This window comes from Actinomadura viridis, assembly GCF_015751755.1.
Taxonomy (GTDB): Bacteria; Actinomycetota; Actinomycetes; order Streptosporangiales; family Streptosporangiaceae; genus Spirillospora; species Spirillospora viridis.
Map to the genome: position 1 here is coordinate 4,004,335 of NZ_JADOUA010000001.1, position 25,518 is coordinate 4,029,852.

Consider the following 25,518-nt stretch of genomic DNA (forward strand, 5'->3'; position numbering starts at 1 on the left):
CGTGCTGGGCCGCGACCGCGAACGCTTCGCCGGACGCCACACCTTGGTCGTCGGGATGGGCCACCCGGCCGCCAACACCCTGCTCGCCCTCACCGAACTCGCCAAGGCCGAGCCCGGCACCCGCATCACCTGGGCCGTGCGCGGCTCCTCGGCCGCCCGCCTGTACGGCGGCGGTGACGCCGACGGCCTGCCCGCCCGTGGCGCCCTCGGCACCCGCCTCAAGGTCCACCAGCGCCCTCACCGCCGCGTGTTCTCCGTCGCGCTGATCCTGGCCGCCCTTCGCCGGTGCCCAGTGGGTCGCCGAAGCGCTCGCTCTCGTCCGGCCAGTGTTGAAGGCTCCCCGGCTCGCTCGGGGGCCGTTGCTGTTACGGTCGGACGGTGACCGAGGTGATCATCGAGGCCCGCGGTGTGGTCGTGGAACTGGGCGGCACGCCGATCCTGAACGGCGTGGACCTGACGGCCAGGGTGGGCGAGGTCGTCGCGATCGCCGGCGCGAACGGGGCGGGGAAGACGACGTTGCTGCGATGCCTGGCGGGGTTGCAGGCGGCGGACGGGCGGGTCGGGATGTTCGACCGGCCGCCGGTCGACGAGCCGGAATTCTGGCGCGACGTCGTCCTGGTCGGCGATGAGCCGGCCTGGTACCCGGGGCTGAGCGTCCGCGAGCACCTGGAACTGATGCGCGCGGTGCACGACCCGGGCGGCGCGCACCGGCCGCGGATGGACACCGGGGCGGCGCTGGAGTCGTTCGACCTGACCTCGCGGGCCGACCTGGCGCCGCTGTCGATGTCGACCGGGCAGCGGCAGCGGCTGTCGCTGGCGATGGCGCTGCTACGGCCGAGCCGCGTGCTCCTGCTGGACGAGCCCGAACGCGGCCTGGACACCTCGTTCCGGGCTCGGCTGGCCGGGATTCTGGCCGGGTACGCGGCCGAGGGCGGCACGGTGGTGATGGCGACCCACGACCTGCGCCTGGCCGAGGCCGCCGGCGCCCGGCTGGTCACCCTGGAGGCGGCATGACCGGCGTCGCGAGCATGACGGCGGTCCGGGCGCACGTGCGAGCGCGGGGCCGCCGCGGGCGCACGTGGTCGGATCGCTACACGAGCCTTCTCGGACTGGCGCTGACGGTGGTGATCGCGGCTCCGGCGGTGGGCACCGTGTTGTCGTCCGTTCCACGCGAGGTCGACCCGTCGCGCGCGTGCGCAGGCGTGGCCCTGCTCGCACTGCTGCTGGCGGGGGCGCTCTCGGCGGCCAGGGCGTTCGGACCGGTGGCGCTGCCCTCGGCGGACGCGGCGTGGCTGGTGCTGTCGCCGCTGCCGCGCCGTGGCGTGCTGGCCCGTACGGCGCTGATCCTCGTAGGAGTGTCGGTGGTGGTCGGCGCGGTGGCGGGGGTGGGCCTGCTGACCGTTCTCGGCACGAGGGACCAGGTCGTCCTGCGCCTGCTGGCCGCGCTGGTGCTGGGCGTCGCGACGATGACGGGCGGGATGTCGGCGGCCGTGCTCGCCCAGGCGTCCGAGCGGTGGGACGCCTGGCTGACCGGCGCGATCACCGTCATCGTGGTCTCGGCGGGCATCGCGGCCATCATGAGCTTCGGTCCGGGCCGCCACTTGGCGGCGTCGGCCGTGTCCGCGCCGCCGTCGGCCGTGCTGGCAGCGGCGACGGCGTCCGCGGTACTGGCCACCGGGCTGGCCGTCCGCGCGTGGACGGTGCTCGGCCGCATCCCGGCCCGTGCCGTGCTGGACGCCTCCACCCGTACCGGTCACGCGGCCGCGGCGGCGGTCGTGATGGACCCCGGTGCCCTGACCTGGATCGTCGAGGACGCGCACTGGCGTGGCCGTTCCGTGCGTTCGCGTCCCTGGCCGTCCGGCCTGGCGGGGGGCCGCCTGCCCGCGCGGGTGCGAGGGCCGCTGGCGGTCGCCTGGCAGGAGTGGCGGCGCCTGGCCCGCCGCCCCGCCCGCGTCGTCCTCCTGGCGTCCTCCACGCTTCTTCCAGCGCTGGCCGCCCGCGCCGCACCTGAGGCGGCGGGGGGCGACGTGCCCGTTGTCGCCGGCGTCGTGCTGGGCGTGGGGGCGCTGGCGGCCGCGGCCGCGGCCACGACCGGAGCCCGGCGCGACGGGGACGACCCGGCGCTGGCACGGCTGCTGGGCGTGGGTCCGCGGGCGCTGCTCGCCGCGCGTGCGGTGCTGCCCGCGCTGCTGGGCGGCGGATGGCTGGTGGCGGCGCTGACGGTGCTGGGCGCGGCGGGGGCGCTGCCGGCCGGGCCGTGGTGGCTGTTGGGTGCGGCGTGCGCGCCCGCGCTGGCGGCCGGTGCGCTGCGGATGGCGAGGCGGCGGCCCGTCGATCACGCGATGCCCGTCCTGAGCACACCGGTCGGGGCGCTGCCGACGGGCCCGGTGCTGTGGGCGCTGACCGGGGTGGACGTCGCGGTGCTCGGCTGCGTGCCCGCGTTGACGGCGTTCGCCGGTGGAATGTCCACGGGGCTCCTGGCAGCACAGGCGGTGTGGGGCGCCGCGGTGCTGGCCGCGTACCTCGGCCTGCGAGGACGCCGCTACTGAACGACCCCTGCCCGATTCCCGGTGCGGCTCGTGATGGGTGGTCAGCGGGTGAGGAGGTCGCGGAGATGCCTGATGATCTCGGCGGGGGCCTCTTCGGCCATGAAGTGGCCCGCGGTGGTGGTGTGGTGGTGGAGGTCGTCCGTCCAGGCCTGCCACAGGGCCGTGGCGTCGTAGCCGAGGGCCGCGCCCCAGTCCTGCTGGATGACGGTGACGGGCATGCGCAGGCGGTTGCCGCGGGCGCGGTCGTCGGTGTCGTGGGCGACGTCGATTCCGGCGGAGGCGCGGTAGTCGGCGACGATCGAGGGGATCGCCTCGCGGCAGGCCGAGAGGTAGACGGCGCGGGTCTCGGCGGGGATCGCGGCGGGGTTCTTGATCCACTGGTCGAGGAAGGCGCCGAAGAACGCGTCGGGGTCGGCGGCGATCATCTTCTCGGGGAGGCCGGGGGGCTGGGCCATGAGGTAGAGGTGCCATCCGACGGCGGCCGAGACCCCGTGCATGACGTCCCACATGTCGAGGGTGGGGAGCACGTCGAGGCCGGCCAGGTGGGTGACGGCCGCCGGGTGGTCGAGGCCGGCGCGGAAGGCGACGAGGGCGCCGCGATCGTGTCCGGCCAGGGCGAAGCGTTCGTGGCCGAAGGCACGGGCCAGGGCGACGACGTCGGCGGCCATGGTGCGCTTGGAGTAGGTGTCGGGGCCGGTCTCGGCGGGCTTGTCGCTGGCGCCGTAGCCGCGCAGGTCGGGGCAGATGACGGTGTGGTCGGCGGCGAGGTCGGCGGCGACGTGCCGCCACATGAGGTGGGTCTGGGGGAAGCCGTGCAGCAGCACGATCGCCGGCCCGGTTCCGGCGACGGCGGTGTTCAGCGCGACCCCGTCGGCGACGGGGACGCGGTGGTAGGCGAAGCCCGGAATGCCGTTCGACATGGGGTTCATCTCCTTCGTTCGGTCCGATGCCCCCAGGCTGCCCGCCCCCGATGAGCGTCCGATCAGCGCTAACGTGGGGCCGAGGGGGAACGGGGATGGGCGTGTTCATCGGGGTCCTCGGGCCGGTGGAGGCGTGGGACGCCGCCGGGTCGGTGATCTCGCTCAAGGGGCCGAGGCATCGGGAGGTGCTGGCACGGCTCGTCGCGGCCAGGGGCCGGGTGGTGCCGGTCGAGCTGCTGGCCGCCGATCTGTGGGAGGACCCTCCGCAGGGCGCGATCGGCGCGATCCGCACGTTCGTCGGGGCGCTGCGCCGTGCCCTGGAACCCGACCGGCCGCCCCGCACCCCGCCGCGCCTGATCGTCACCGTCGGGACCGGATACTCCTTGCGCGCCGCCCCGGACGCCGTCGACGCCTGGCGTTTCGAACGGGCCGTCGAGGCGCAGGAACGGCCCGCCGCGCTTCTTCCCTTGCTGGATTCGGCGCTGGCGCTCTGGCGCGGACCCGCCTACTCCGACTTCACCGACGCCCTGTGGGCGGACCCGGAACGGGCCCGGCTGGCGGAGCTGCGGTCGCGCGCGGTCGAACGGCGCGGCCAGGCACTGCTGGAACTCGGCCGGGCCGCCGAGGCCGTGCCCGATCTCGACGCGCACGCCCACGCCCATCCGTGGCGGGAGGAGGCGTGGCGGCTGCTGGCCCTGGCGCTGTACCGGGCGGGACGGCAGGCCGACGCGCTCGCGGTCCTGCGCAGGGCCCGTTCCGCGCTCGCCGAGCAGCTGGGCCTTGATCCTGGGCCGGGACTGCGGGAGCTGGAGGCCGACATCCTGCGGCAGGCCGACCGGCTGGACGCGCCCGCCGACCCGGCGGCCCGGGTCTGGGCGAGCGCCACCGCCGCCCACGACCGGGCCGCTCCTGGCGCCCGCCTGCGGCTGGAGGCCACGGTCGGGCTCATGCGGGGGCTCGCCGTCACCGGCGCGGACGGGCTCCTGGCCGCCCGGGAGCACCGCGCCGCCGCCGTGGAGGCCGCCGAGGAACTGGGCGACGCCGAGCTGACCGCCCGAGTGATCGGCGCCTACGACGTCCCGGCGAACTGGCCCCGGTCCGACGATCCCGCCCAGGCGGCCCGGATCGTCGCGGCGGCCGAGCGCAGCCTGGCCCTGCTCCCCGGGGACACCGCCCCCGGCGTACGGGCGCGCCTGCTGGCGACCGTCGCGGTGGAGTCGCGCGGCACGGCGTCCCCGCGGGCCCGGGCGGCGGCGCTGGAGGCCGAGCGCATCGCCCGCGGCCTGGACGACCCGGCCCTGCTGGCCTTCGCCCTCAACGGGCGGTACATGCAGACGTTCGAGACGACGGGCCTGTCCGGAAGCCGGGACGCCATCGGAGCGGAGATCCTCGACCTGGCCGTCCGGCACGGCCTGCCGAACTTCGAGGTGCTGGGCCGCCTGATCAGGCTCCAGTCCGCGGCGGCCGTGGCGGACTTCACCGCCGGCGACGAGCACGCCGCCCACCTGGACCGGCTGGCCGAGCGGCACGACCGGCCGCTGGTCCCGGTCTTCACCACCTGGTACCGCGCGCTCCGCCTCGCCGAAGACCCCCAGGCCCCCTTCACCGCCAAGGAGGCCGCCTACCGGGCCGCGGCCGCCCCGCTCGACTCGGCCGGCATGCCGGGCCTGAGCGAGGGGCTCGCGTCCCTCGCACCGCTGGCCCTGCGGACGCGCCACGACCGCGCCCCCGAGCCGGAGGACCCGGACCGGTTCGGACCGTACCGCCCGTGGGCCCTTCCGCTGCTGCTGCTGGCGGCCGGGCGGCGGGACGAGGCGGCCGAGGCGGTGCGCGCCGTCCCCGATCCGCCCCATGATCTCCTCGCCGAGGCGCTGTGGGCCCTCCTCGCCCGGGCCGCGCTGCCGCTGGGCGACCGGGCGGCGCTGCGGCGGGCGCACGCCGCGCTGCTCCCGGCCGCAGGAGAGCTCGCGGGGGCCGCGAGCGGCCTGATCAGCCTCGGCCCGGTCTCGGGAATCATCGCCGAGATCACGGCGGTGCCGGGCCTGGCACCCCAATAGCAGGTGTCGAATGCCTTCGGCAAAGCCCGCCGAGGGCACGAGGCCATGGCCGGCCGTCAAACGATGGGTGTCGCGGGGTGGACTGCGTCCATGACGTCTGCACCGGCCCTGCCGCCGGTGGGCCGGGGCAGTCGTGACCAGGGCGACCACGCGTTCTGGGCACCCTCGGCGATGTGTCCGACCCCGCCCAACAAAGCCCGCACGAGGTCTGCTGTTGAACTTGCCGGGCAGGTTGCTCTCGTAGCTGCGTCCTTCTTCCGAACGCGCCCCAGGCGCAAAGGAGTTCTGGGCGGCCTGCCCTACGCTGACGGCATTCCCTCCAGAATGGACCACGCAATGCCTGCCGAACTGCGTGAACTGACCGTCCACATTGACACCAGCCGGTGGAACGAAACCGTCTTGCACGCCGTCGATCTCGTCGTGCCGGACGGGAAGATCACCGCTCTGCTCGGTGAATCCGGATGCGGCAAGTCCATGGCCGCAGCGGCACTCACCGGCTCGCTCCCCGACTCCGCCCGCAGTACAGGGGAGGTGCGCATCGGCGGTGAGCCGGTGCGCGGGCAGCGCCAATGGCGACGCCTTCGCGGCGGCACCGTCGGACTGCTGCCCCAGGCGGGCGTCACGGCCTTCCACGCCGAGGACACCGTGGGCGCGCAGTTGCGCGCTCTGGAAACCCGGTATCGGCGATGGAGCGTCGACCGCGCCTGCGAGGCCGCCCGCTATCCGACCGAGCTGGGCGATCTCTACCCGAACCAGCATTCGGGCGGCCAGATTCAGCGCGCCGCTCTCGCCGCCGCTCTCCTGCCCGAGCCCCGTGTCCTTGTCGCGGACGAACCGACGGCCTCGCTCGATACCGAGAACGCCTACGGTGTGTGGGTCACCCTCCGCCGGTACGCCGACGCCGGAGCCGCGGTCCTGGTGATCACCCACGACGTACCGATGCTCGCCGCCGCCAAGATCGCCGACCACGTCGTGCTCATGCGCAGCGGAAAGGTCTTCGCCACGGGCGACCTCGCCACCCTGGCCGCCCTCGAGGACTCGTACGTGCGCGGCTTCTTCCAGCCGAGCGGCTACTGACCCGTCCGCGCCGTGGACGGTCGTCGGCGGTCGGCCGCTTAGGGAGGCCGTACGGAAATGCGTCGGGAAACGTCCGCGTCGGTGGCTAGCGTGCCGATCATGGAGATCGCGGAGATCAACCGTTCGTGGGGGACGGCGTTGGCCGAGGGCGACCCCCGCGGCGTCGAGCAGTTGCTGCGGCGCAACACTCGATTGGTGCTGTTGGGACACGAATGGTCGGGGAGCACCAAGGCCGCAGAGGCGGCCGAACTACGCGGGCTTGTGCTGCTGGGCGGCGCCGGCGGTGTCCCGTTCGCGGCTGACGACCCGTGGCGTATACCGGTCGGCGCGGGGCTCGCCGATGTCCTGGAACACGTGTGGGCACCGGTCGCCGGGCACTGCCCGGGCTTCCTCGCGGCCCTGCGCGCGGAGGTCCTCGGGCTCGCGTTGATCGCGTTGGAGGGCCGGTACCTGCTCGGATATCTGCACTTCGCCGACCGCAAGGGGGAGTTGCCGCGCGACCTGAAGGAGCTGGCGCCGTACACGGGGGCGAACTCCCTGGACGTGCTGTGGGGTACGGCTCCGACCAGCCTCGGCCCGACCGACGTCCTGCCCCTGCTGGATGAGTCTCTTCCCCCAGGTGTTCGTGACCTTGCCGCGGTCCATGCCTCCCTCACGTCGTTCGACTTCGCTCTGCACCTGGACCGCTTCACCACGACGCTCGGCGCCTTGACCCTCGCGGACTACGAGGGCGAGGACCCCGGCGACTACGACCAGGACGAGGACTTCGTCCGCGCGGTGAATGGCGAGTTCGACCGCTGGATACAGTTCTGCACGTGCGACTCCGCTGGTGAGGCCTACTTCCTGGACATGGCCGACCGCGATCCCCGCAGGAGCCCGCGGGTTGCGCTTTCGGGCATCAACGGCACCTCAGAGCGGCCCGGCGAGCCCTTCTGGCACTGGATCGACCATGCGGTGCCATCCCTGCTCTTCTGCGTTTGAGCATGGCCGAGAGTGCGCGCTGAAACGCACCGCTCGTCTCTCAGGGAGAGGGGGAGGGCATGCCGCTGGCCGGCCGGGATCGGCCGCTGCACTGGGCGATCAGCCAGACCGGCCATATCCGCCCGATCTTTCCCCAGTACTACGGGGATCCCACCTCGACATCGAGGGTGTGCCCGACCCGAACACGTCTCCTGGATCGACCCGACCGGTCCGGCCTGGCGAACGGCCCGGTGTCAGCGGCTTCACCGCTCAGAAATCCTCCGCCTCGTCGTCAGTTCTGGTAGCCCCTCGCCATCTGCGGAAGGATTGACGACCATGACCGACGCCAGACTGCCAGGCGACGACGAGGCCGCGTTCATCGCGGCGGCCCGCTCAAATGACGCAGCACGGTTCGCGCTCATCACGGAGCGCCACCGGCGTGAGCTGCAGGTGCACTGCTACCGGATGCTCGCGAACTATGAGGACGCCCAGGACATGACGCAGGAGACGTTCCTGCGGGCGTGGAACAAGCGGGAGTCGTTCAAGGGCCACGCTGCGCTGCGGACCTGGCTGTACCGGATCGCGACGAACGCCTGCCTCGACTTCCTGGAGAAGCGCAACGACCGCACGCCCGTGCCTGCCGAGCTGCCGGACGCGGGCTCGGAGGTGCACTACCTGCAGCCCTACCCGGACCGGATGCTCCCGGAGGACCCGCAGGAATCGGTGGTGGCGCGGGAGACGATCGAGCTGGCGTTCATCGTCGCCGTCCAGCACCTGCCGCCGCGGCAGCGGGCGGTGTTCATCCTGCGCGACGTCCTCGGCTGGCCGGCGTCGAAGACCGCCGACGCCCTCGAGCTGACCGTCGCATCGGTGACCAGCGCGCTGCAGCGGGCGCGCGTGACGATGCGCGAGCAGCTGCCCGACCGCCGCCTCGACTGGCGGAGCCCTGCCACGCACGAGCTGTCGGAGGACGAGCGCGGCGTGGTGAAGTCGTATATGGACGCCCATGAGCGCAACGACCTCGATGGGCTGATGGCCCTCCTGCGCGACGACCTGCGCTTCGCGATGCTGCCCGATCCGGGCACTTTGATCGTCACGGCCAAGGACGCGGTGAACGGCTGGGTCTCCAGTGGGCTCTTCCAGCGCGGCAAGGACGACTGGCGCTGCATCGCCACGACGGTCAACCGCATGCCCGCCGCCGCGCTGTACCTCCGCACCCCCGACGACCCGGAACACCGTTTGTTGAACATCGCGGTCCTGCATATCCCCGACGGGAAGATCGCCGAGCTCACCGGATTCGACGTGACCGACAAACCATGGCTGGGCCTGCCCGCGACGCTGTGATCAGACAAGGATGTCGAGCTGGCTTTACGAGCCGAGCATTCGGCCCGTGCTCATCGCCTCGTCTCGTATCGGGTCAGCACCACGCCGCCGGGAAACGTCCGCTTCTCGACCAGGTTCAGGTTCACCCAGCTGTCCAGCGCGGTGAAGAACGGCGTGCCGCCGCCCACCAGGACCGGCACGGTGACCAGCGCGTACTCGTCGATCAGCCCGGCCCGCATGGCCGCCCCGGCGAGCGTCGCGCCGCCGATGTCCATCGGGCCGCCGTCCTCGGCCTTGAGCCGGGCGATCTCGGCGACCGCGTCGCCGGTGACCAGGCGGGCGTTCCAGTCGACCTCGTCGATCGTCGATGAGAACACCACCTTCGGCATGTCCCGCCAGCGGCGCGCGAACTCGATCTCCGCCGGTGTGGCACCCGGCTGCTTGTCGGCGGTCGGCCAGTGGGAGCTCATCGTCTCCCACAGCTTGCGCCCGTACAGCGCCAGGCCCGTCGCGTCCACCCGGTCGGACCACCACTGGAACAGCTCGGCACTCGGCGACGAGTCCGGTCCCTCACCTCCACTCCAGCCGAGGTCGTCACCGGGCGCGGCGATGTAGCCGTCCAAGGTCACGTTCATGCCGAAGATCAGTTTCCGCATCGTGCCGGCCTCCCGTGGGTCGATCTCACACGTACAGACGGGCGCGGCGCGGAAACCTCATCGGTGCGCGATCTGCGTCCGCAGGTGGTCCTCGCGTTCCGGACTCGGCACGGCGTGCTCGGCGGGCTCGAGCACCACCGACCGGATCTCGATTTCACGCTCGCAAACGCCCGCCGCCGCAACGCCCACCCCTTCCCGTGCCGGGCCATGAACGACAGGACGCTGCCCGCCGTCACGATCCCGCACCAGTCCACCGCCAACCCCGCCCCGCGTCACACGGTGGCGAAAGTGGTTCCGATGGCCGTCATCCGCTCGACGGTGAGGGCCGGGTCGAGCAGGGCTTCGGGGGTGTGCAGGCCCGGGCCGGCAGGTTCGCCGCGCAGGCCGAGGAGCCGCTCGACGCCGAGGGCGATGCCGAGGGCCGTGAGGGGGCGCTGGCCGGCGGGGTGGAAGAGGTGGCGGCGGGTGCGGAGAGGGTCGCCGGACGGGCCGGTTCCCTCCAGGTCGATGAGGACCTCGGTGGAAGCCGGCTCGCCGCGTCTGCGGCCGGCCGAGGCGCCGACGGCGAAGTCGAAGTGGACATCACCCGCCCCGGTGGCCAGGGCGAGACTCGGGACGTCGAGGATGGCGATCCGCTGGCCGGGCAGCACGACACCGTCGATGCTGGGCACACCCACCTCCGCCTCGGCCCCGGAGACCCAGGTGAAGGCCCCGTCCCGGCGCACCAGGCCGGCGGAGGTGACAGCGGCCAGGCGCTCCAGGTCGTCGAGCGCCGCCGGTCCGCCGGCGTCCTGGTCGTCGAGGACGGCGGCGATCCGGATGGCGTCGAGCCGCCCGAACTCCCGGGCCAGGTCCAGGGCCACGAGGACGACGAGGCCGGCCAGATAATGGCTGGCCAGCAGCACCGGTACGGCACTCGCCCGCTGGGCGCCGGCGACGACCTCCGGGGCGATGCCGACCAGGCCGCTGGAGATGCTGAGGTAGGGCAGGCCGCGCTCCTGGGCGTAACCGAGCCCGTACAGGCGGGAGTCACGCACGGCTGCGACCACGGCGGAGAAGTCCTCCTCGGCCGGGAGGCCGAGGTCGGGACGCTGAAGGTCGAGGGTGACGGCGGTGGCATTGCCGAGTTCGTCGGCGACCTTCCGGGCGCGGTCGAGGTTGCGGCCCGCGATGGCCAGGGGCAGGTCCGGGTACCACTCCCGCAGGACGGCAGCGGTGTCCGAACCCGCCTGGCCCGATCCGCCCATGATCAAAACCGGCTGCTTCATCTGCAGAGTCCTCTCGCTCACATCAAGCTACATTTTGTAGCCTACTTTTTGTAGCTTAAACTGGCGTCGTCACGCAAGGGAGGACGATGAGGGCACCATCGACCCGCCTGTCCAAGCAGGCGAGGCGGGAGCAACTGCTCGACTCGGCGACGGCGATCGTCCGCGACCGTGGGGCCGACGGCCTGACCCTGGTCACGCTGGCTGAGGCCGCCGAGGTGAGCAGGCCGATCGTGTACGACCACTTCGGCACCCGTCAGGGGCTTCTGATCGCGCTCTACCGGCGGCTCGACGAGCAACACCGGGCCGCGCTGGCGCAGGCACTGACGGAAGCAGGGCCTGACGCATACGGGGTCGCAGGGCTGGTGGGCCAGGCCTACCTCACCTGCGCCACAGCCATGCCGGAGCTCAACGCGATCTCGGCGGCGCTGAAGGGGAGCCCGGAGATGGAAGCGGTCCAGCACGAACTGCTCGATGACTACATCGACCTGATGGCCGACGCGCTGGCCCCCCACTCCGACCTCGGCGCCCAGGCGCTCCGGCTGCGCTGCGCCGGTGCACTGGGCGCCGCCGAGGCGATCGCCGCCGAACTCAACCACGGGCGCACAACCGCCGCCGACGCAACCGACGCGCTGACCGACCTGATCATGAGCTGCCTGGCCGCCGCACCCCGCCGCTGACGCCACTCGCCGTTCGCATGGCTTCGTCCGCGTGTAGCGGCAACGTTCGTTGATGAGTTCGGGCAACACCCTTGATCGGTGCGGTGTCGTGCTGATGAGTTTCACCAGCACCATCGCCCCTACCCCGCTCGTCGTGATCGCGGAGCATGCGGAGGGCCGTGGCAGGGGACGGGCGGCCGGCCCCGCGTTCAGATGTCTGGTGGGTCTTGCTTCCCCGGTTCTCCGGTCACTTCTCTGAGGAGACAGCGGGCCGGCGGCGGCGCAGGTGGTAGGCGGCGGTCAGAGCGAGCAAGATCGGGCCCCATACAGCGATCGGGGCTCCGGGATCGGACTGCGGAGAGTCAGCCGAGCGTGAACGTCCTGGCGCGGATACGGCGCTGGCTGGGAGGGTGGGCCTCATGGAAGACTTGCGGGACGCCGAGCGCCGACTTCAGGCCGCACAGCTCGCTGGAGATGTCGAGGCGCTGGACCGGCTGCTGGATGATCGGCTGATCTTTACCTTCGGTGCGAACGTCCAGACCAAGGCGGACGACCTGGAGCTCCACCGCACTCGGGCACAGGTGGTGACGAAGGTGGCCGAGGAGGAGTTGACCGTGCTCGCCGATGGGCGCACCGGGGTGACGTGGTTTCTCGGCACCGTCGAAGGGACCGTCTCCGGGGCGCCGTTCGCGGCCAGGATGCGCTACACCCGTACTTGGCTGCACGACGAGACGCACGGCTGGCGCATCATCGCCGTGCACGCCAGCACGACCGATTGACATAGCCGACACGTTGTAGGGCGAACCACTACACAACGGTAGACGGCGGTAAGAGGCTGTTTTCTAACCCCCTGCAAGGCTGATCAGCCTCGCAGGGGGTTCGCATGACTGCTCCTGATGCGTGAGGCGCGGGATGACCGGGCGCCCTCCCGGATGGCTTACGTCAATCACAATCACTATCGATAACTGACCCACTTCCCATTGTTTCCGCGCGTCACTTGGCGCCAGCCTCGCGACGCGGGTACAGCCGACGCCTCACCATGGAACGGCCAGTGGCGATATTCCGAGCCTCCATGGCGCGCCTGCTCCGACGAGAGAAGATGCTCGCCTTGATCCTGTACGGACTCGATGAGATCGATTGGGCCGCTCTTGAGCATGCGTACGGGGCGGCGGAGGACGTCCCCGGCCTGCTGCGGGCCATCGCCGTGGACGACGACGCCGCCGAGGCGGTGGGTGATTTGGATACCCGGCTCCTCCACCAGGGCGGATTCGTCTGTTCCGCCGCCACCACGGCACTGCCGTACCTCGTCGACCTCGCGGAAGCCGCACATGTCACCGCGCGTCCCGGCGTGCTGGAACTGATCGGGCGCCTCGCGGAACAGGGCGGCATGGTCCACGACCGCCACGTGGATCCCGGTTGGGCCGCTGCGTGGAGCGCGGCCGTTCCGCGGCTGCTCGCCCTGATCGGTGACGCGGATGTCGCGGTCAGGAGCACTCTGCCGGCGACGCTGTCGAGGGCGGCCGGAGAGGCGGACCTGGTGGTGCCGGCGCTGCGGGAACGTTGGCGCGATGACGACGACGAGGCAGTCCGGCTTGCGCTGATCCTGGCTGCCGGGGAGCTCGGCCCCGGCTGCACCGTTGACGTGCTGCCCGAGCTACTGATCTGGCTCCGTGACCTGAGCGGGCACGCCGAGGCGCAGACGCGGCTGGCCGCCGCGATCGCGTTGACGCGTGTCGTCCCCTCGCACCGTCTGGGTGCGGACCTCGACACGCTCACGCGGGCCGTGCGCGACGCCCGGCTCCAGGTGTGGGGAGATGTGCCCTGGGTGACGGCTTACCCGGTGGACCTGCTGAATGACTCCGATGGCACCCCCACTCGGGTCATCGGCTGGATCGACGAACAGTTCGGAGATGACGTCACGTCTCGTACGGACTTCTCTCTGACTTTTCTCGGTGACCGCGACGGCGATCGGCGGATGGGTGCCGTGAGAGCCGCCGCTGCACTCCTCGCCACATGGCGGTCCCCGGTGCAGCGGCTACTGCCCGCCATCGCCGAGCGGACCACGGATCGGGCGGGAACGGCCCGCGCTTACGCGACCCACGTGATCGCAGCCATCGGTGACGAAGCCGATGATCACGTTGATCTGCTCGCCGCGCGGCTCGGCGACGATCGGCGGTTGTCCCGTTATTCCGAAGAACGGATCAGCGACATTGCCGCATGGGGCCTGGCCTGGCGTCATGACCCGCGGTGCCTGCCGCACCTGGTGGAGCGGCTCAGCGGTCCGAATCTCGGATACGGAACAAGCCGCGTCTTCTCTGGAGCAGATCGGCCCTTTTTCTACTCGACCGATCCGCCCGCCGTCCAGGAGGTGCTGGGGCCGCTCTGCGACCACGCCGATGTGCTGCTCCCGGTGATACGGGACCGGTTGCGCGGTCCGGACGAGGGGCGGACGAACGGAACATTCGGGGGTGTCCATCAGGCCCTCACCGACATACTGGAGCAGTGGGGCGAGGCGTCGGCCCCCGCCGTCCCAGAGCTCATCGGCCTGCTCGCCACGGACAGGCACCTGTACGCGGTGAAGGCGCTCGCCGCCATCGGCCCGGCCGCCTCGGACGTCGCACCGGTGCTCCGGAAGTCTCTGCGCAGGCCATCCGATGAGCCGGCCGACGAGGAGTCCGTCGTCTTGTCGTGGGCCTATTGGAAGATCACTGATGATCCCGAACCCGTTCTCATCGCCATCGGCCAGGAAACCGGGCGATGGTCATCGTATCTCGCGGACCTCGGACCCCTCGCCGCCGCGCATGCCGACCGTATATACGACCTTCTCGACGGGGCCGACGCAAGGGAACGTATCAACGCCGCCAACACTCTGTTCCGCATCACCCGCGACCCAACCGACGCGGCTGAGACCCTTCGCGATGTGGTCCATTCGCTGACCGACGATCGGTACCGACCGGTCATCTGGGAGGCGCTGCGCTACCTCGCCGACATGGGGGAGGCCGCAGGGCACTGCGACTTGGTCCTACGGGAGGCACTCGCCTCGGACCGGCGCCACTACTACTACGGAAAATGGCGCAGACTCGCCCAAGACCAAGAATTCCGCCGACTCGCGACGAGAATTCTCGCCGCGACCTGACCGAGGAGATCTGCGAGGCGATCTAGAAGGGGGAGGTCGCCTACGACGCCGACGGGCAGGTCAGCCGGAGCTTCTAACGTGCGACCGGTTCCATTGCAGATCCAACCTCGCCTTCTCCGGCCACGCCTCCGTCGTCAGCCTGGCCCGCTATATCCGCGCGTCTCACCCGACGCCCTCAGCGGACGGCAGGCCAACGCGACCCCGACCGCCGGTGATCGTCTCCTCGCTTCAGGACGGCTCAGCAGACACCCCCGCCGAACAGGGACAATGCGGTCGCGTGTACCTGGTGACGGCTTCGTTAACGACAGGCCGCCTCGTGACGGCCTGGCAGGTGAATCGCCCATCAGCTCTCTGGTTGAGACGTGTAGGAGGCGGCGATCGCGGCGGCGCGGTCGCGCAGGGCGGTACGCAACCACTGAGGGGCCAGGGCTTCCGCGCTCGTGGCGAGCTGCCACAGGGCCCACACGGCATGCCTCGAATCTTGGAAGTCGGCCTCCAGTCGCAACCGGCCGTCCGCGTCGGTTTCTTCGGCGCGGACGGCCAGCGCGGTGCCCACCAGTTCCTCCCGCCGCGCCGGGTCCAGCCGCACCAGCACGGTGACCTGGTCGCCGCCGGTCCGGAACCGTGTGCTGCGTTCCTGCCAGGCCCGGTCCAGATCGACCCGCTCTGGTCGCTGTGCGGGTTCGGAGAGTTCCTCGGCGGCCAGGATCCGGGACAGCCGGTAGGTGCGGTCAGCACCGGACCTCATGGCCAGCAGGTAGCCCTGGTCGCGTACGGTGACCAGGCCGACCGGGTCCACCGTGCGCCATTTCGGGCTCTGGCCCACGGCCGCGTAGCGGATGCGCAGCCTGTGTCCGGCGAACACCGCGCGCCGGACCTCGGCCACTATGGCGTCGGGTACCTCCTCGGCGACCTGCCGGCGTGAGAGGAGGTCGGTCTCCGGGTCGATGAGCAATCGCTGGACGGCGCCGGCCGCGGTGTCCCGATGGCTTTCGGGTAGCGCGTCGACCACCTTGAGCATCGCCGAGGCGAGCGCCGAGCCGAGACCGAAAGCCTGCGCGCCGCGCCGCGATCCGGCGACCAGCAGGGCGAGCGCCTCGTCGTGGTTGAGTCCGGTGAGCTCGGTCCGGAAACCGGGCAGCAACGCGAACCCGCCGTGCCGGCCGCGTTCGGCGTAGACCGGGACGCCGGCCGCCGACAGCGCCTCGATGTCGCGCAGCACGGTGCGGGTGGAGACCTCAAGCTCGCGGGCCAGCGCGGGCGCGGTGAGCCGACCGTGCCGGCGCAGCAGCAGCACCAGGGAGACCAACCGGTCGGCGCGCATGCGAGAAAGCTACCGGAATACACGACACAGGATGTCGTGATTTGTTGGGAGGCTCTTCAACGAACCGAAGAGGGCGGCTACCGAGCCGGTCGACGTACGTGATGTCGACGAATCGAATGGAGCCGATGTGGCAATGGAACGAACGGCGATCAACCCGTGGGCTTGGTCGGCGCAGATGGGATATAACCAGGGCGAGCTGGTCTCCGGGCACACCCGGACCCTGTACTGCGCCGGACAGACCGCGATGAGCGGCGAGGGCAAGCCCCAGCATGCCGGTGACATGGCGGGGCAGCTGGAGCTGAGCCTGGAGAACCTGGAGGCCGTGCTCGGCGAGGCCGGCATGTCCCTCGCGAACCTCGTCCGGCTCAACGTCTACACCACCGACGTCGATCGGCTCTTCGAGCACTACGGCGTGCTGGCGTCGCGGTTGGGCGCCGCCGGGGTGGCACCGTCCACCACGATGCTCGGGGTGACACGGCTGGCGATCCCCGACCTGATGGTCGAGCTTGAGGGAACCGCTGTCGCCTGATGTGCCCCCGCCGCCTCCGGCAGCCCTGCCGGAGGCGGCATTGTGCCTCTCCACCCGGTGAACGTTACGAACGCCGTAGCATTCACCGCCATCCCTTGGCTCCCACCTGCAGGCGTCGCTCCTTGTTCGGGGTGACATCTTGGGCGTCTTCCACGACCAGGGTTTCAGGCGGGCCCATCAACGGATCTTGCAGGCCCCACGCGGGAGCGATGCCTTGAGACACCCTCCGCGTGCCCTCCGGGAAAACGAGTCGTGACAAGCAGGCCGCCGGTGGGGCGGGGGGCGAGGTCGAGGGTCCCGCCGTGTGCTCGGACGATGCTGTGCACGATCGCCAGCCCGAGACCGACCCCGGCATGTTCGTCGGTACGTATGCGTTGTGTTCCGCGTTGGAAGGGTTCGATGAAGGTCGGTACCAGGTCCGGTGGGACCGGCTGGCCGGTGTTCTCGACCCGCAGCGCGCTCGTGTCGTGCCGCGATTCGGTGTGGACCGTCAAGGTGCCGCCTGCGGGGAGATTGTGGACGATGGCGTTCTGGACGAGGTTGGTCACCATCCGCAAGATGAGCTCCGCGGAGCCGAGGGTCAGTGCCTTCCCGCCCGTGACGTCGAGCGTGATCTGGCGCTGTTCGGCGAAGGGCAGCAACGTTTCGATGGCTTCTTCGGCGATGAGAGACAGGTCGACCACCTCACGGGTGAAGCTCTTGCGGTCGGCGCGGCTGAGCAGCAGGAGGGCCTCGGTGAGGTCGATCGCCCGCGCGTTGACCGTGTGGAGGCGTTCGATGAGTTCGCCGTGGTCCCGCGTGGGGTCGTTGCGGGCGGCCTCGAGGAGGGTCTGGGAGATGGCCAGCGGAGTGCGCAGTTCGTGAGAGGCGTTCGCGGCGAACCTCTGCTGTTCGGTGACGTGGGATTCGAGTTGTTCGAGCATGGCGTCGAACACGTCGGCGAGTTCGCGGAACTCATCTTCGCGGCCCTGAAGCCGGATTCGGTGGGACAGCGATCCGTTCGCAGCCATCCGTGCCGCGTTGGCAATCTGCGTGAGCGGTGCGAGCATCCGGCCGGCGAGGATCCATCCCCCCAGGAGGCCGAACACCATGAGGAAGGCCAGTGCCGTGGCCGCGGCGGGGGCGAAGCCCTGCAGGAGGTCGGAGCGGTTGGGCCCGGTGATGATCACGGCGCCGAACGTCCTCTGGATGGATCCGACGTGGACATCGGGTACCCAGCGCAGCACGAATACCCATACCACGGCCAGCAGGAGAGCGCCGGCGAGCAGTAGGAATCCGGCGTAGCTGAGGGTGAGTTTCAGCCGGGCGCTGAGCCCTGGGCGTCTATGCATGAGTGCTGCCAGGGTGGACGGGGTCCATGGCGGTGTCGATTCGGTAGCCGACGCCGGGCACCGTGGCGATCAGCCAGGGTTTGCCCAGCCGTTTGCGCAATGCGGAGACGGTGATGCGGACGGCGTTGGTGAAGGGGTCGGCGTTGGCGTCCCAGGCCCGCTCCAGCAGCTCTTCGGAGCTGACGACACCGCCTTCGGCGGTGACGAGGACTTCGAGCACGGCGAACTGCTTGCGGGTGAGCGCGACATAGCGTCCGTCGCGGAACACCTCCCGGCGGAAGGGGTCCAGCCGCAGGCCCGCGATCTGGCGGACCGGGGGCCGGGCGTACGCGCGCCGGCGGTCCAGCGCCCGCAGCCGCAGGACGAGCTCACGAAGCTCGAACGGTTTGGTGAGGTAGTCGTCGGCGCCCAGCCCGAACCCCGAAGCCTTGTCGTCGATCCGGTCGGCGGCGGTGAGCATGAGGATCGGCATTCCGCTGCCGGAGGCGACGATGCGTTCGGCGATCTCGTCACCGGAAGGTCCGGGGACGTCGCGGTCGAGGACGGCGATGTCGTAGGCGTGGATGCTCAGCAGTTCCAGAGCGGTGTCGCCGTCACCTGCGGTGTCGGCCCCGATCGCTTCCAGGCGCAGGCCATCGCGGATGGCTTCCGCCAGATAGGGCTCGTCCTCGACGATCAACACACGCATGTTCTTGATGCTACGAGCCGGGACATATCGTCGGCATATCGAAACCCACATACGCGCCGGCAACACCGCGCTGCCTTGACTGGCGGTATGACCCGACCCCCACCCGCAGCACGAACGGCGACCAGCCGGGTTCGCCGGCTCCCTGTCGTCGGCCTGATGGTCGTCATGGCGGTGATGACCACAGCCCTCGCCTGCCAGGCGCAGAATTCCTCGTCCTCCTCGGCGGCACCACCCTTGAAGGCTCCTCGCAGTGAGCACCGTGGTGCGCTCGGCGAGGCCGACGGGGCCGTCCCCGACGGCGTGACGGTCTTCGATGACGCGATTCCGGCTGTGGCCAACCTCGATCCAGACCTACTCAAGGCCCTCCGCAAGGCTGCAACGGACGCCGCGGACGACGGAGTCGAGTTCTACGTCACCGGCGGCTGGCGTTCCCCGGGGTACCAGAAGCGGCTTCACCGCGAGGCGGTCGCCAAGTACGGGTCGGAAGACGAGGCCGCCCGATGGGTGGCCACTGCGGCGACGTCTCCACACGTGTCGGGAGACGCGGTCGACATCGGGCACTCCAAGGCGACGGCGTGGCTGTCCAAAGATGGTGCCGAGTACGGGCTGTGCCGTATCTACAGGAACGAACCCTGGCACTACGAACTGCGCACCAGTGCGATCGATCGAGGTTGCTCGCGCATGTATGCCGACCCCACCCAGGACCCGAGGATGCAGAAGTGACCGACAGTGTGCGAGGACGTGCGCCGGCGCAGGTGGACACGGCGGAGACCGGACCGGACGGCGCCGGCCGCCAGGACACCGGTTCCGGTACCCGGCGCGAGGGTGTCCGCCGGGCGATCGGCGTCGGTTCCTGGCCGGGGGTCTGGAGGCGCGGCCTGGTGCTTGCGGTGCTGGCGCTGTTGCTGGGCCTGTTCATGTTGCTGCACGCGATGATCCCGAACCGGGTCGGGAATCTCGGCAGTCTGGTGGAGACCTTCCTGCCGTGGTCGGGCGTGTTCGTCCCGGTGCTGCTGGCCGGGGGGCTGTGGCGTCGTTCGGCCTCTGCGGTGGCTGCGTTGCTGGTGCCGGTCATGGTGTGGCTGCACCTCTTCGGCGGGCTGCTCGGTGACAGGTCCCGCCCGGGCGGCGAGTTCACCGTGGTCAGCCACAACGTCGGCGCCGACAACCCCGACCCGGTCGGCACCGCCCGCGCCCTGGCGGCCTCCGGCGCGGAGGTGCTGGCGCTGGAGGAGCTGACCCAGCAGGCCAGGGGCACCTTCGAGAGGGAGCTGGCGAAGGCGTACCCGCACCATACGGTGCTGGGCACGGTCGGGCTGTGGAGCAGGTTGCCGTTGTCGGGCACCCGGCCGGTCGACATCAGGATGGACGTCGGGCCGCTGGCCGAGACCAAGCCGGCCGAGATCAAGATGGGGTACAACCGGGCGCTGCGCACCACCGTGGCCACCGGCCAGGGGCCGCTGGCGGTGTATGTGGCCCATCTGGGGTCCGCACGGGTGAATCCCAGGGCGGGTTTTTGGACGGCCCACCGTGACAGGGGGGCGCGGGCCCTCGGCGAGGCCATCGCCGCCGAGCAGAACGAGCGGGTGGTGCTGCTCGGCGATCTGAACGGCACCGTGGACGACCGGGCGTTCGCCGGCATCACCTCGCAGCTGCGCTCGGTCCAGGACGCGGCCGGGGACGGTTTCGGTTTCAGCTGGCCGGCGAGGTTCCCGGTGGTGCGGATCGACCAGATCCTGGTCAGAGGCGTGGAGCCGAAGAGTTCGTGGGTGCTGCCGGCCACCGGCAGCGACCACTTGCCGGTGGCGGCCGCGATCAGCTGGTGAACACCGCGCCGCACCGCCATGGCGGCCTTCGACGGTCCCAAGGTCCTCATCCCCGGGCGCGTCCACCAAGGGCGTGTCCTTCGACGATCTGGCCCAGGCCATCGCCCATGCTCCGATCCGCGCCGTCCCGCTCACAGCCCCGCCGGACCTTGGTGCCGAGTTCGGCGGCGTGCTCGCCCACCAGACGGACGTTGACCTGCGGCGAGTTTTCCCATCAAGCGGCGTAGGCAGGGGGTGTGCCGACATCATGCCGATCGTGTCGGCGCTGTCGAGCAGCGGGACCGCGGCGCTGCTCTGCATCGAGCGCGACCCCGCAGCCTGCCACCACTCGCAGGACGCCACGTCAACGTGTGCCCGCTGGGAGTGGGGGCGGAGGGGGCGGCGAAAGGTGACCGAAGGCCGGCGATCGCACCGACGCCGTCCCCGTCGATCGGCCACCACTCGCGCCGGCCAGTGCGGCGACAGGCAACGTTCGCGGCCCTGAACCGTCCCGCCCCTCGTTGACTTGCGGCGAGTTGCTGTCCTGGACACCCTCCAAGACAGCAACTCGCCACAAGTCAACGTGTGCCTCCCACCCGGTGGACCTTGCGAACAGCGCATATTTCACGGCATACTCTCGCATTTGCCCCGCTTCCGCCTGTCGGCTCTGCTTCCAGATTTGGGGCGACATCTAAGGCATCTCTCGCGATCAAGGTTTCAGGCGTGCCCAGACCCATTTGCCTCCCTGTGGGTCGAGCGTGTAGCCGCTGCTGACGGAGAGGGTGGCGACGATCGGAATGCCCCATCCGCCGTTGTCGTCCCAGCGCTCGGGCGCGAGGTCGAGTGTTTCGAGGCTCAGCTCGACGGGCGGGATGGGCCGTGGTGCCGGTACGCGGGTGCTGGAGTCCCAGACCGCGAGCAGAACCTCGCCGCCATCCCGGCTGAGCTGGTACTTGATCTCCGAGCCCGGGGTCGCCGTGACCGCGTTGGTGATCAGCTCGGACGCCACGAGGAACGCATCGTCCGAAAGATGTGTGTAGCCCCATTTGTGCAGTCGGGCATTTGTAAGTGTTCGGGCCATTCCGGCCGCCGTTGGAGATGCCAGCATGGAGATAAGCAGACAATCTGGTCTATTTGGCAACGCACTTCCTCCTTTGCTACATCACTGTTTTCCTCCCTTCACGATGACTCTCTGCATCTAAGCTCGGCTGTACCTGTCAAAAAACCAAACAGTGGAGTTCCGATGCCGAAGGTCCGCCCCCCACTCGACCCCAAGATCTCGCTGTGGCACTTCCTGGCCTACTACCTGCGATTTCTTCGAGAGAAGGAAGGTCTCTCACTGAGCCAGTGGGGCAGCATCATTGGTGCAGCACGCTCCACTGTTTGCAACCAGGAAGCAGGTCGGCAGAGGCTTCACGAAGATCAAGCGAAGATCATCGATGCTCGGTTCAACACCGGCCAGCTGATCGAACTGCTGCTGTGGTTTGCCCGGATGGCGCACAACCCCAACTGGTTCCGCCAGTTCACCCAGTACGAGCAGGGCGCCACAGCGATCAAGGTCTACCACGGTGACGTGATCCCGCTGTTGCTTCAGACCGATGACTACACCTGGGCCTGCCTCCGCGAGAGCGACAGTAAGGATCTTGAATCTCGACAGGCCATCCGTACCCAACGCAAGCGTGCTGCCGTGGAACGAGAAAACCCAGCTTTCCTCTGGGTGGTGGTGGGCGAAGCCGCGCTGGCCCAGCAGGTGGGTGGACCTGAGGTCATGCGCGCTCAGCTACAGCACCTTCACGCAATGTCAGAACTGCCGAACGTCAGCCTGCGCGTCCTCCCCTTTAGCGCGGGTGCGCACCCCGGTGTTGACGGATACTTCCAGGTCATCAGCCTGAAGGACCGGGACATCGCCTTCGCGGGCGCTCAGAAGGGCGGTCGTTTGATCGAAGATCCGAGCGAAGTCCGCGAACTTGCGTTTATCTTCGATCGCATAGGCGCAAAGGCCGCATCCGAGAGCGATTCTCGGGCTCTGATCAAGCGGTGGTTGGAGGAGTACTCATGACTGTCCAGTGGCGTAAGAGCTCCCACAGCGGGGGCGTGAACGACGAGACATGCGTTGAGGTGGCCGGGCTTGCAGGGGTTGTAGGGGTCCGGGACTCCAAGGACCCTAATGGTGATCGTCTCGCGGTGAGCGGGGCGGCGTTCGGGGTGCTGGTGCGCAAAATCAAGGAGGGCGCGCTCGACCTGCCGTGATGGCACGTCGCTGACGTTCGGGCCCATTAGGTGTACTGGCGCCTTCGGCATAAGAACGTGGAGGAGTGCTCATGACTGTCCAGTGGCGTAAGAGCTCCCACAGCGGAGGCATCAATGACTCTGCGTGCGTTGAGATCGCTGGGCTGGCCAGTGAAATGTGGATCCGGGACTCCAAGGACCCTGACGGTGATCGCCTCGCAGTGACTGGGGAGACGTTCAAGACGCTGGTGCGCAGGATCAAGGAAGGCGCTCACGACATCCCGTGATGACAAGCCGTTCAGGGCGCGGTGGGTCACCGGCGTGCCGGAGGCCCGCAGGGAAATCACGTGGAGAAGGACATGACGATGCAGTGGCGAAAGAGTTCGGCCAGCGGTGACGCAACCGACGAGGCTTGCGTCGAAGTGGCCGGGCTGAATGGGGCTGTAGGCGTCCGGGACTCCAAGGACCCTGATGGTGATCGTCTCGCGGTGAGCGAATCAGCGTTCGGGACGCTGGTACGCAGGATCAAGGAAGGTGCGCTCGACCTGCCCTGACGACGCGTCGCTGAGGTGCGGCGGGCCGCCGGAGGTCCGGTGGCCCGCCGTGCCGGGGCGGGGCGTGACGGCTTCGCCCTGCTCCGGCCGTCTCAGCAGATCCGGGGCAGCGGATCTCCGACCAGGGTGTCGATGACGCGGGTGCCGCCGAAGGCGGTCCGGGCCAGGACCAGGCCCGGCGGTTCGTCCTGGACGTGACCGATCACGGCGGCGCCTTCTCCCAGTGGGTCGGCCTGCAAGGTCTTCAGCGCGTGCTCCGCGTGGTCACCGTCGACCACGGCGACGAAGCGGCCCTCGCACGCCACGTACAGCGGGTCGATGCCCAGCAGTTCGCAGGCCCCGGTGACTTCGGAACGCACGGGCACCGCGGCCTCGTCCACCATGACCGCGGCCCCCGCCGCCCGCGCCACCTCGTTGAGGATCGTGGCCACGCCGCCTCGGGTGGCGTCGCGCAGCAGCCGGACGCCGGCGGGCAGGGCGTCCAGGAGGGCGGCGGCGGGGCCGATGAGCGGCGCGGTGTCGGAGGTGAGGTCGGCCTCGATCTCCAGCTCGCCGCGGGCGAGCATGATGGTGACGCCGTGCTCGCCGATCGGGCCGGAGACCAGGATCGCGTCGCCGGGCCGGACCTCCGCCGCGCCCAGGGTGATCGGGCGTTCGAGCAGGCCGACCCCGGCGGTGTTGATGTAGCAGCCGTCGGCCTTGCCGCGTTCGACCACCTTGGTGTCACCGGTGACGACGGCGACACCGGCGCGGGACGCGGCGGCGGCCATCGAGGCGGCGATCCGCCGCAGGTCGGCGACGGGGAATCCCTCTTCGAGGATGAACCCCGCCGACAGGTGGAGCGGCCGGGCGCCGCACATGGCCAGGTCGTTGACCGTTCCGTTGACGGCGAGGTCGCCGATGTCCCCGCCGGGGAAGAACAGCGGGGAGACCACGTAGGAGTCGGTCGTGAGGGCCAGCCTGGCCGAGCCGAGCTCCAGGAGGGCGCCGTCGTCCAGGCTCTCCAGCGCCGGGTTGCGGAACGCCTCCAGGAACAGCGCCTCCACCAGCGTCTGCGTCGCCTTGCCGCCCGCGCCGTGTGCCAGCGTGATCTGCGTTTCCTTGATCTTGGGGCGGCGCCGCCGGGCGCGTTCGATGCGTTCCAGGACCTGCTCCTCCCGGGACGGGGACGACCCGGGTTCCGGGGCGGTTCCGGCCTCGGTCACGGTGCCGGACGCGAACTCGGCCTCGGCCTCGCGGACGGCGCGTTCGGCCCATTCCGCGGTCTTCTCGCCGGTCATGTGGCCGTCGCCTCCTCGTGCGCCCCTGCCCGCGGCGCGGGCGGGGCGGCGGTCCGCTCAGCAGGGCGGCGCCGCTGGAAGCGCCCGAAGTTGTAGTACGCGGCGCACGCCCCCTCCGACGACACCATGCAGGTGCCGATGGGGGTCTCCGGCGTGCACGCGGTTCCGAAGACCTTGCACTCCCAGGGTTTGAGGACGCCTTTGAGGACCTCGCCGCACTGGCATGCCTTGGGGTCGGCCACCCGTATGCCGGGCACCTCGAAGACCCGTTCGGCGTCGAAGGCCGCGTAGGCGTCGCGCATCCGCAGACCCGAGTGGGAGATGAAGCCGAGGCCGCGCCACTCGAAGTACGGGCGCGGTTCCATGACCCGGCCGATGGCCTCCAGCGCCTTGGGGTTGCCCTCCCAGGGCACCACCCGCGTGTACTGGTTCTCCACTTCGGCGCGGCCCTCGGCGAGCTGGGCGAGCAGCATGGCGATCGACTGCAGGACGTCCAGCGGCTCGAACCCCGAGCAGACCAGCGGCCTGCCGTGGTGGCGGGCGATGAACTCGTACGGGCGGCAGCCGATCACGGTCGAGACGTGGCCGGGGCCGATGAAGCCGTCCAGCCGCAGGTCGGGCGAGTCCAGGATGGCCTTGATCGCCGGGATGATCGTAACGTGGTTGCAGAAGACCGAGAAGTTCTCGACGCCTTCGCGCGCCGCCCGCAGGACGGTCATCGCGGTGGACGGCGCCGTGGTCTCGAAGCCGATCGCCATGAAGACCACCCGGCGGTCGGGGTTCTCCCGCGCGATCCGCAGCGCGTCCAGCGGGGAGTACACCATGCGGACGTCCGCGCCCTCGGCCTTGGCCTCCAGGAACGAGCCGCGTCCGCCCGGCACCCGCATCATGTCGCCGAACGACGTCATGATCACGTCCGGGGTGCGGGCGATGGCGATGGCGTCGTCGACCCGGCCCATCGGGATGACGCAGACCGGGCAGCCCGGCCCGTGCACGAGCGTGACGTTCTCCGGGAGATGGTCCTCCAGTCCGTGCTTGTAGATGGCGTGCGTGTGGCCGCCGCAGACCTCCATGAACGTGTAGTTCCGGCCGGGCTCGCACAGCGCGGCGATCCGCGCGGTCAGCGCCCCTGCCTTCCCGCCGTCGCGGTACTCCTCCACGAACCGCATAACTGGT

General features: G+C 70.3%; 26 protein-coding genes. 17 read left to right on the forward strand and 9 right to left on the reverse strand.

Annotated features, from left to right (window positions below; genetic code table 11):
• Position 1: 1 nt before the first annotated feature.
• From IW256_RS18100 to IW256_RS18110, 3 genes are read left to right on the forward strand one after another with little or no spacing between them, the layout of a single operon-like run.
• Positions 2 to 382: a hypothetical protein gene (locus IW256_RS18100; RefSeq protein WP_197012112.1), complete on the forward strand. Its 381-nt coding sequence runs from the start codon at positions 2 to 4 to the stop codon at positions 380 to 382.
• Positions 379 to 1,014: an ABC transporter ATP-binding protein gene (locus IW256_RS18105; protein WP_197012113.1), complete on the forward strand. Its 636-nt coding sequence runs from the start codon at positions 379 to 381 to the stop codon at positions 1,012 to 1,014. Before IW256_RS18100 ends, IW256_RS18105 begins: the two co-directional genes overlap by 4 nt.
• Complete coding sequence (locus tag IW256_RS18110; protein WP_197012114.1) at positions 1,011 to 2,549, forward strand: DUF6297 family protein; 1,539 nt, start codon at positions 1,011 to 1,013, stop codon at positions 2,547 to 2,549. The genes IW256_RS18105 and IW256_RS18110 overlap by 4 nt, the downstream gene beginning before the upstream one ends.
• Before the next feature lie 41 nt (positions 2,550 to 2,590).
• On the opposite strand, the gene IW256_RS18115 is transcribed toward IW256_RS18110, so the two are convergent.
• Complete coding sequence (locus tag IW256_RS18115; RefSeq protein ID WP_197012115.1) at positions 2,591 to 3,469, reverse strand: alpha/beta fold hydrolase; 879 nt, start codon at positions 3,467 to 3,469, stop codon at positions 2,591 to 2,593.
• A 95-nt stretch (positions 3,470 to 3,564) separates the two neighbouring features.
• Here IW256_RS18115 and IW256_RS18120 point away from each other — a divergent pair, with 95 nt between their 5' ends.
• The 4 genes from IW256_RS18120 (at position 3,565) to IW256_RS18135 (ending at position 8,907) form a co-directional block, all read left to right on the forward strand.
• Entirely contained in the window at positions 3,565 to 5,526 is a 1,962-nt protein-coding gene (locus IW256_RS18120) for an AfsR/SARP family transcriptional regulator (protein ID WP_197012116.1), read from the forward strand.
• 336 nt (positions 5,527 to 5,862) lie between these two features.
• A complete protein-coding gene (locus IW256_RS18125; RefSeq protein WP_197012117.1) occupies positions 5,863 to 6,603 on the forward strand; it encodes an ATP-binding cassette domain-containing protein in 741 nt (246 codons plus the stop codon).
• 99 nt (positions 6,604 to 6,702) lie between these two features.
• Positions 6,703 to 7,584 (forward strand): hypothetical protein, encoded by an 882-nt coding sequence (locus IW256_RS18130; RefSeq protein WP_197012118.1) that lies wholly within the window; start codon positions 6,703 to 6,705, stop codon positions 7,582 to 7,584.
• Positions 7,585 to 7,899: 315 nt separating this feature from the next.
• Complete coding sequence (locus IW256_RS18135; RefSeq protein WP_197012119.1) at positions 7,900 to 8,907, forward strand: RNA polymerase subunit sigma-70; 1,008 nt, start codon at positions 7,900 to 7,902, stop codon at positions 8,905 to 8,907.
• A 50-nt stretch (positions 8,908 to 8,957) separates the two neighbouring features.
• Here the strand turns inward: IW256_RS18135 and IW256_RS18140 are convergent, their stop codons facing one another.
• A complete protein-coding gene (locus IW256_RS18140) occupies positions 8,958 to 9,542 on the reverse strand; it encodes a dihydrofolate reductase family protein (RefSeq protein ID WP_197012120.1) in 585 nt (194 codons plus the stop codon).
• Positions 9,543 to 9,814: 272 nt separating this feature from the next.
• Positions 9,815 to 10,831: an SDR family oxidoreductase gene (locus IW256_RS18145; RefSeq protein WP_231403829.1), complete on the reverse strand. Its 1,017-nt coding sequence runs from the start codon at positions 10,829 to 10,831 to the stop codon at positions 9,815 to 9,817.
• Between the two features lie 65 nt (positions 10,832 to 10,896).
• Here IW256_RS18145 and IW256_RS18150 point away from each other — a divergent pair, with 65 nt between their 5' ends.
• From IW256_RS18150 to IW256_RS18160, 3 genes are all read left to right on the forward strand, one after another.
• Entirely contained in the window at positions 10,897 to 11,487 is a 591-nt protein-coding gene (locus tag IW256_RS18150) for a TetR/AcrR family transcriptional regulator (protein ID WP_231403830.1), read from the forward strand.
• 398 nt (positions 11,488 to 11,885) lie between these two features.
• Entirely contained in the window at positions 11,886 to 12,245 is a 360-nt protein-coding gene (locus tag IW256_RS18155) for a nuclear transport factor 2 family protein (protein ID WP_197012121.1), read from the forward strand.
• A 293-nt stretch (positions 12,246 to 12,538) separates the two neighbouring features.
• Positions 12,539 to 14,602 (forward strand): HEAT repeat domain-containing protein, encoded by a 2,064-nt coding sequence (locus IW256_RS18160; protein ID WP_197012122.1) that lies wholly within the window; start codon positions 12,539 to 12,541, stop codon positions 14,600 to 14,602.
• 343 nt (positions 14,603 to 14,945) lie between these two features.
• On the opposite strand, the gene IW256_RS18165 is transcribed toward IW256_RS18160, so the two are convergent.
• Positions 14,946 to 15,926: a helix-turn-helix transcriptional regulator gene (locus IW256_RS18165; RefSeq protein ID WP_197012123.1), complete on the reverse strand. Its 981-nt coding sequence runs from the start codon at positions 15,924 to 15,926 to the stop codon at positions 14,946 to 14,948.
• Between the two features lie 133 nt (positions 15,927 to 16,059).
• On the opposite strand from IW256_RS18165, the gene IW256_RS18170 reads away from it, so the two are divergent.
• Positions 16,060 to 16,455 carry a RidA family protein gene (locus IW256_RS18170; RefSeq protein ID WP_197012124.1) on the forward strand — a complete coding sequence of 132 codons (396 nt, stop codon included), beginning with the start codon at positions 16,060 to 16,062 and terminating at the stop codon, positions 16,453 to 16,455.
• Between the two features lie 164 nt (positions 16,456 to 16,619).
• Here the strand turns inward: IW256_RS18170 and IW256_RS18175 are convergent, their stop codons facing one another.
• Both IW256_RS18175 and IW256_RS18180 read right to left on the reverse strand, forming a co-directional pair.
• The gene (locus IW256_RS18175; RefSeq protein ID WP_197012125.1) at positions 16,620 to 17,786 is read right to left on the reverse strand and encodes a sensor histidine kinase; all 1,167 of its coding nucleotides are present in this window, start codon (positions 17,784 to 17,786) and stop codon (positions 16,620 to 16,622) included.
• Positions 17,779 to 18,474, reverse strand: a complete 696-nt coding sequence (locus tag IW256_RS18180; RefSeq protein WP_197012126.1) for a response regulator transcription factor — start codon at positions 18,472 to 18,474, stop codon at positions 17,779 to 17,781. Before IW256_RS18180 ends, IW256_RS18175 begins: the two co-directional genes overlap by 8 nt.
• Positions 18,475 to 18,630: 156 nt before the next feature.
• On the opposite strand from IW256_RS18180, the gene IW256_RS18185 reads away from it, so the two are divergent.
• On the forward strand, positions 18,631 to 19,197 hold the full coding sequence (locus tag IW256_RS18185; protein WP_197012127.1) for a M15 family metallopeptidase: 567 nt from the start codon (positions 18,631 to 18,633) through the stop codon (positions 19,195 to 19,197).
• Between the two features lie 116 nt (positions 19,198 to 19,313).
• Positions 19,314 to 20,300: an endonuclease/exonuclease/phosphatase family protein gene (locus IW256_RS18190; RefSeq protein ID WP_420535451.1), complete on the forward strand. Its 987-nt coding sequence runs from the start codon at positions 19,314 to 19,316 to the stop codon at positions 20,298 to 20,300.
• Between the two features lie 688 nt (positions 20,301 to 20,988).
• Here the strand turns inward: IW256_RS18190 and IW256_RS18195 are convergent.
• Positions 20,989 to 21,387 carry an ATP-binding protein gene (locus IW256_RS18195; RefSeq protein ID WP_197012129.1) on the reverse strand — a complete coding sequence of 133 codons (399 nt, stop codon included), beginning with the start codon at positions 21,385 to 21,387 and terminating at the stop codon, positions 20,989 to 20,991.
• 135 nt (positions 21,388 to 21,522) lie between these two features.
• On the opposite strand from IW256_RS18195, the gene IW256_RS18200 reads away from it, so the two are divergent.
• The 4 genes from IW256_RS18200 to IW256_RS18215 all read left to right on the forward strand — a co-directional run bounded on the left by IW256_RS18200 (position 21,523) and on the right by IW256_RS18215 (position 23,062).
• Positions 21,523 to 22,338: a DUF5753 domain-containing protein gene (locus IW256_RS18200; protein ID WP_197012130.1), complete on the forward strand. Its 816-nt coding sequence runs from the start codon at positions 21,523 to 21,525 to the stop codon at positions 22,336 to 22,338.
• The gene (locus IW256_RS18205) at positions 22,335 to 22,529 is read left to right on the forward strand and encodes a DUF397 domain-containing protein (protein WP_197012131.1); all 195 of its coding nucleotides are present in this window, start codon (positions 22,335 to 22,337) and stop codon (positions 22,527 to 22,529) included. Before IW256_RS18200 ends, IW256_RS18205 begins: the two co-directional genes overlap by 4 nt.
• 71 nt (positions 22,530 to 22,600) lie before the next feature.
• A complete protein-coding gene (locus IW256_RS18210) occupies positions 22,601 to 22,795 on the forward strand; it encodes a DUF397 domain-containing protein (RefSeq protein WP_197012132.1) in 195 nt (64 codons plus the stop codon).
• Between the two features lie 60 nt (positions 22,796 to 22,855).
• The gene (locus tag IW256_RS18215; RefSeq protein ID WP_307828936.1) at positions 22,856 to 23,062 is read left to right on the forward strand and encodes a DUF397 domain-containing protein; all 207 of its coding nucleotides are present in this window, start codon (positions 22,856 to 22,858) and stop codon (positions 23,060 to 23,062) included.
• Positions 23,063 to 23,154: 92 nt separating this feature from the next.
• On the opposite strand, the gene hypE is transcribed toward IW256_RS18215, so the two are convergent.
• Both hypE and hypD read right to left on the reverse strand, forming a co-directional pair.
• A complete protein-coding gene (hypE, locus tag IW256_RS18220; protein ID WP_197012133.1) occupies positions 23,155 to 24,342 on the reverse strand; it encodes a hydrogenase expression/formation protein HypE in 1,188 nt (395 codons plus the stop codon).
• The gene (gene hypD, locus IW256_RS18225) at positions 24,339 to 25,511 is read right to left on the reverse strand and encodes a hydrogenase formation protein HypD (protein ID WP_197012134.1); all 1,173 of its coding nucleotides are present in this window, start codon (positions 25,509 to 25,511) and stop codon (positions 24,339 to 24,341) included. Before hypD ends, hypE begins: the two co-directional genes overlap by 4 nt.
• Between the last annotated feature and the right edge of the window lie 7 nt (positions 25,512 to 25,518).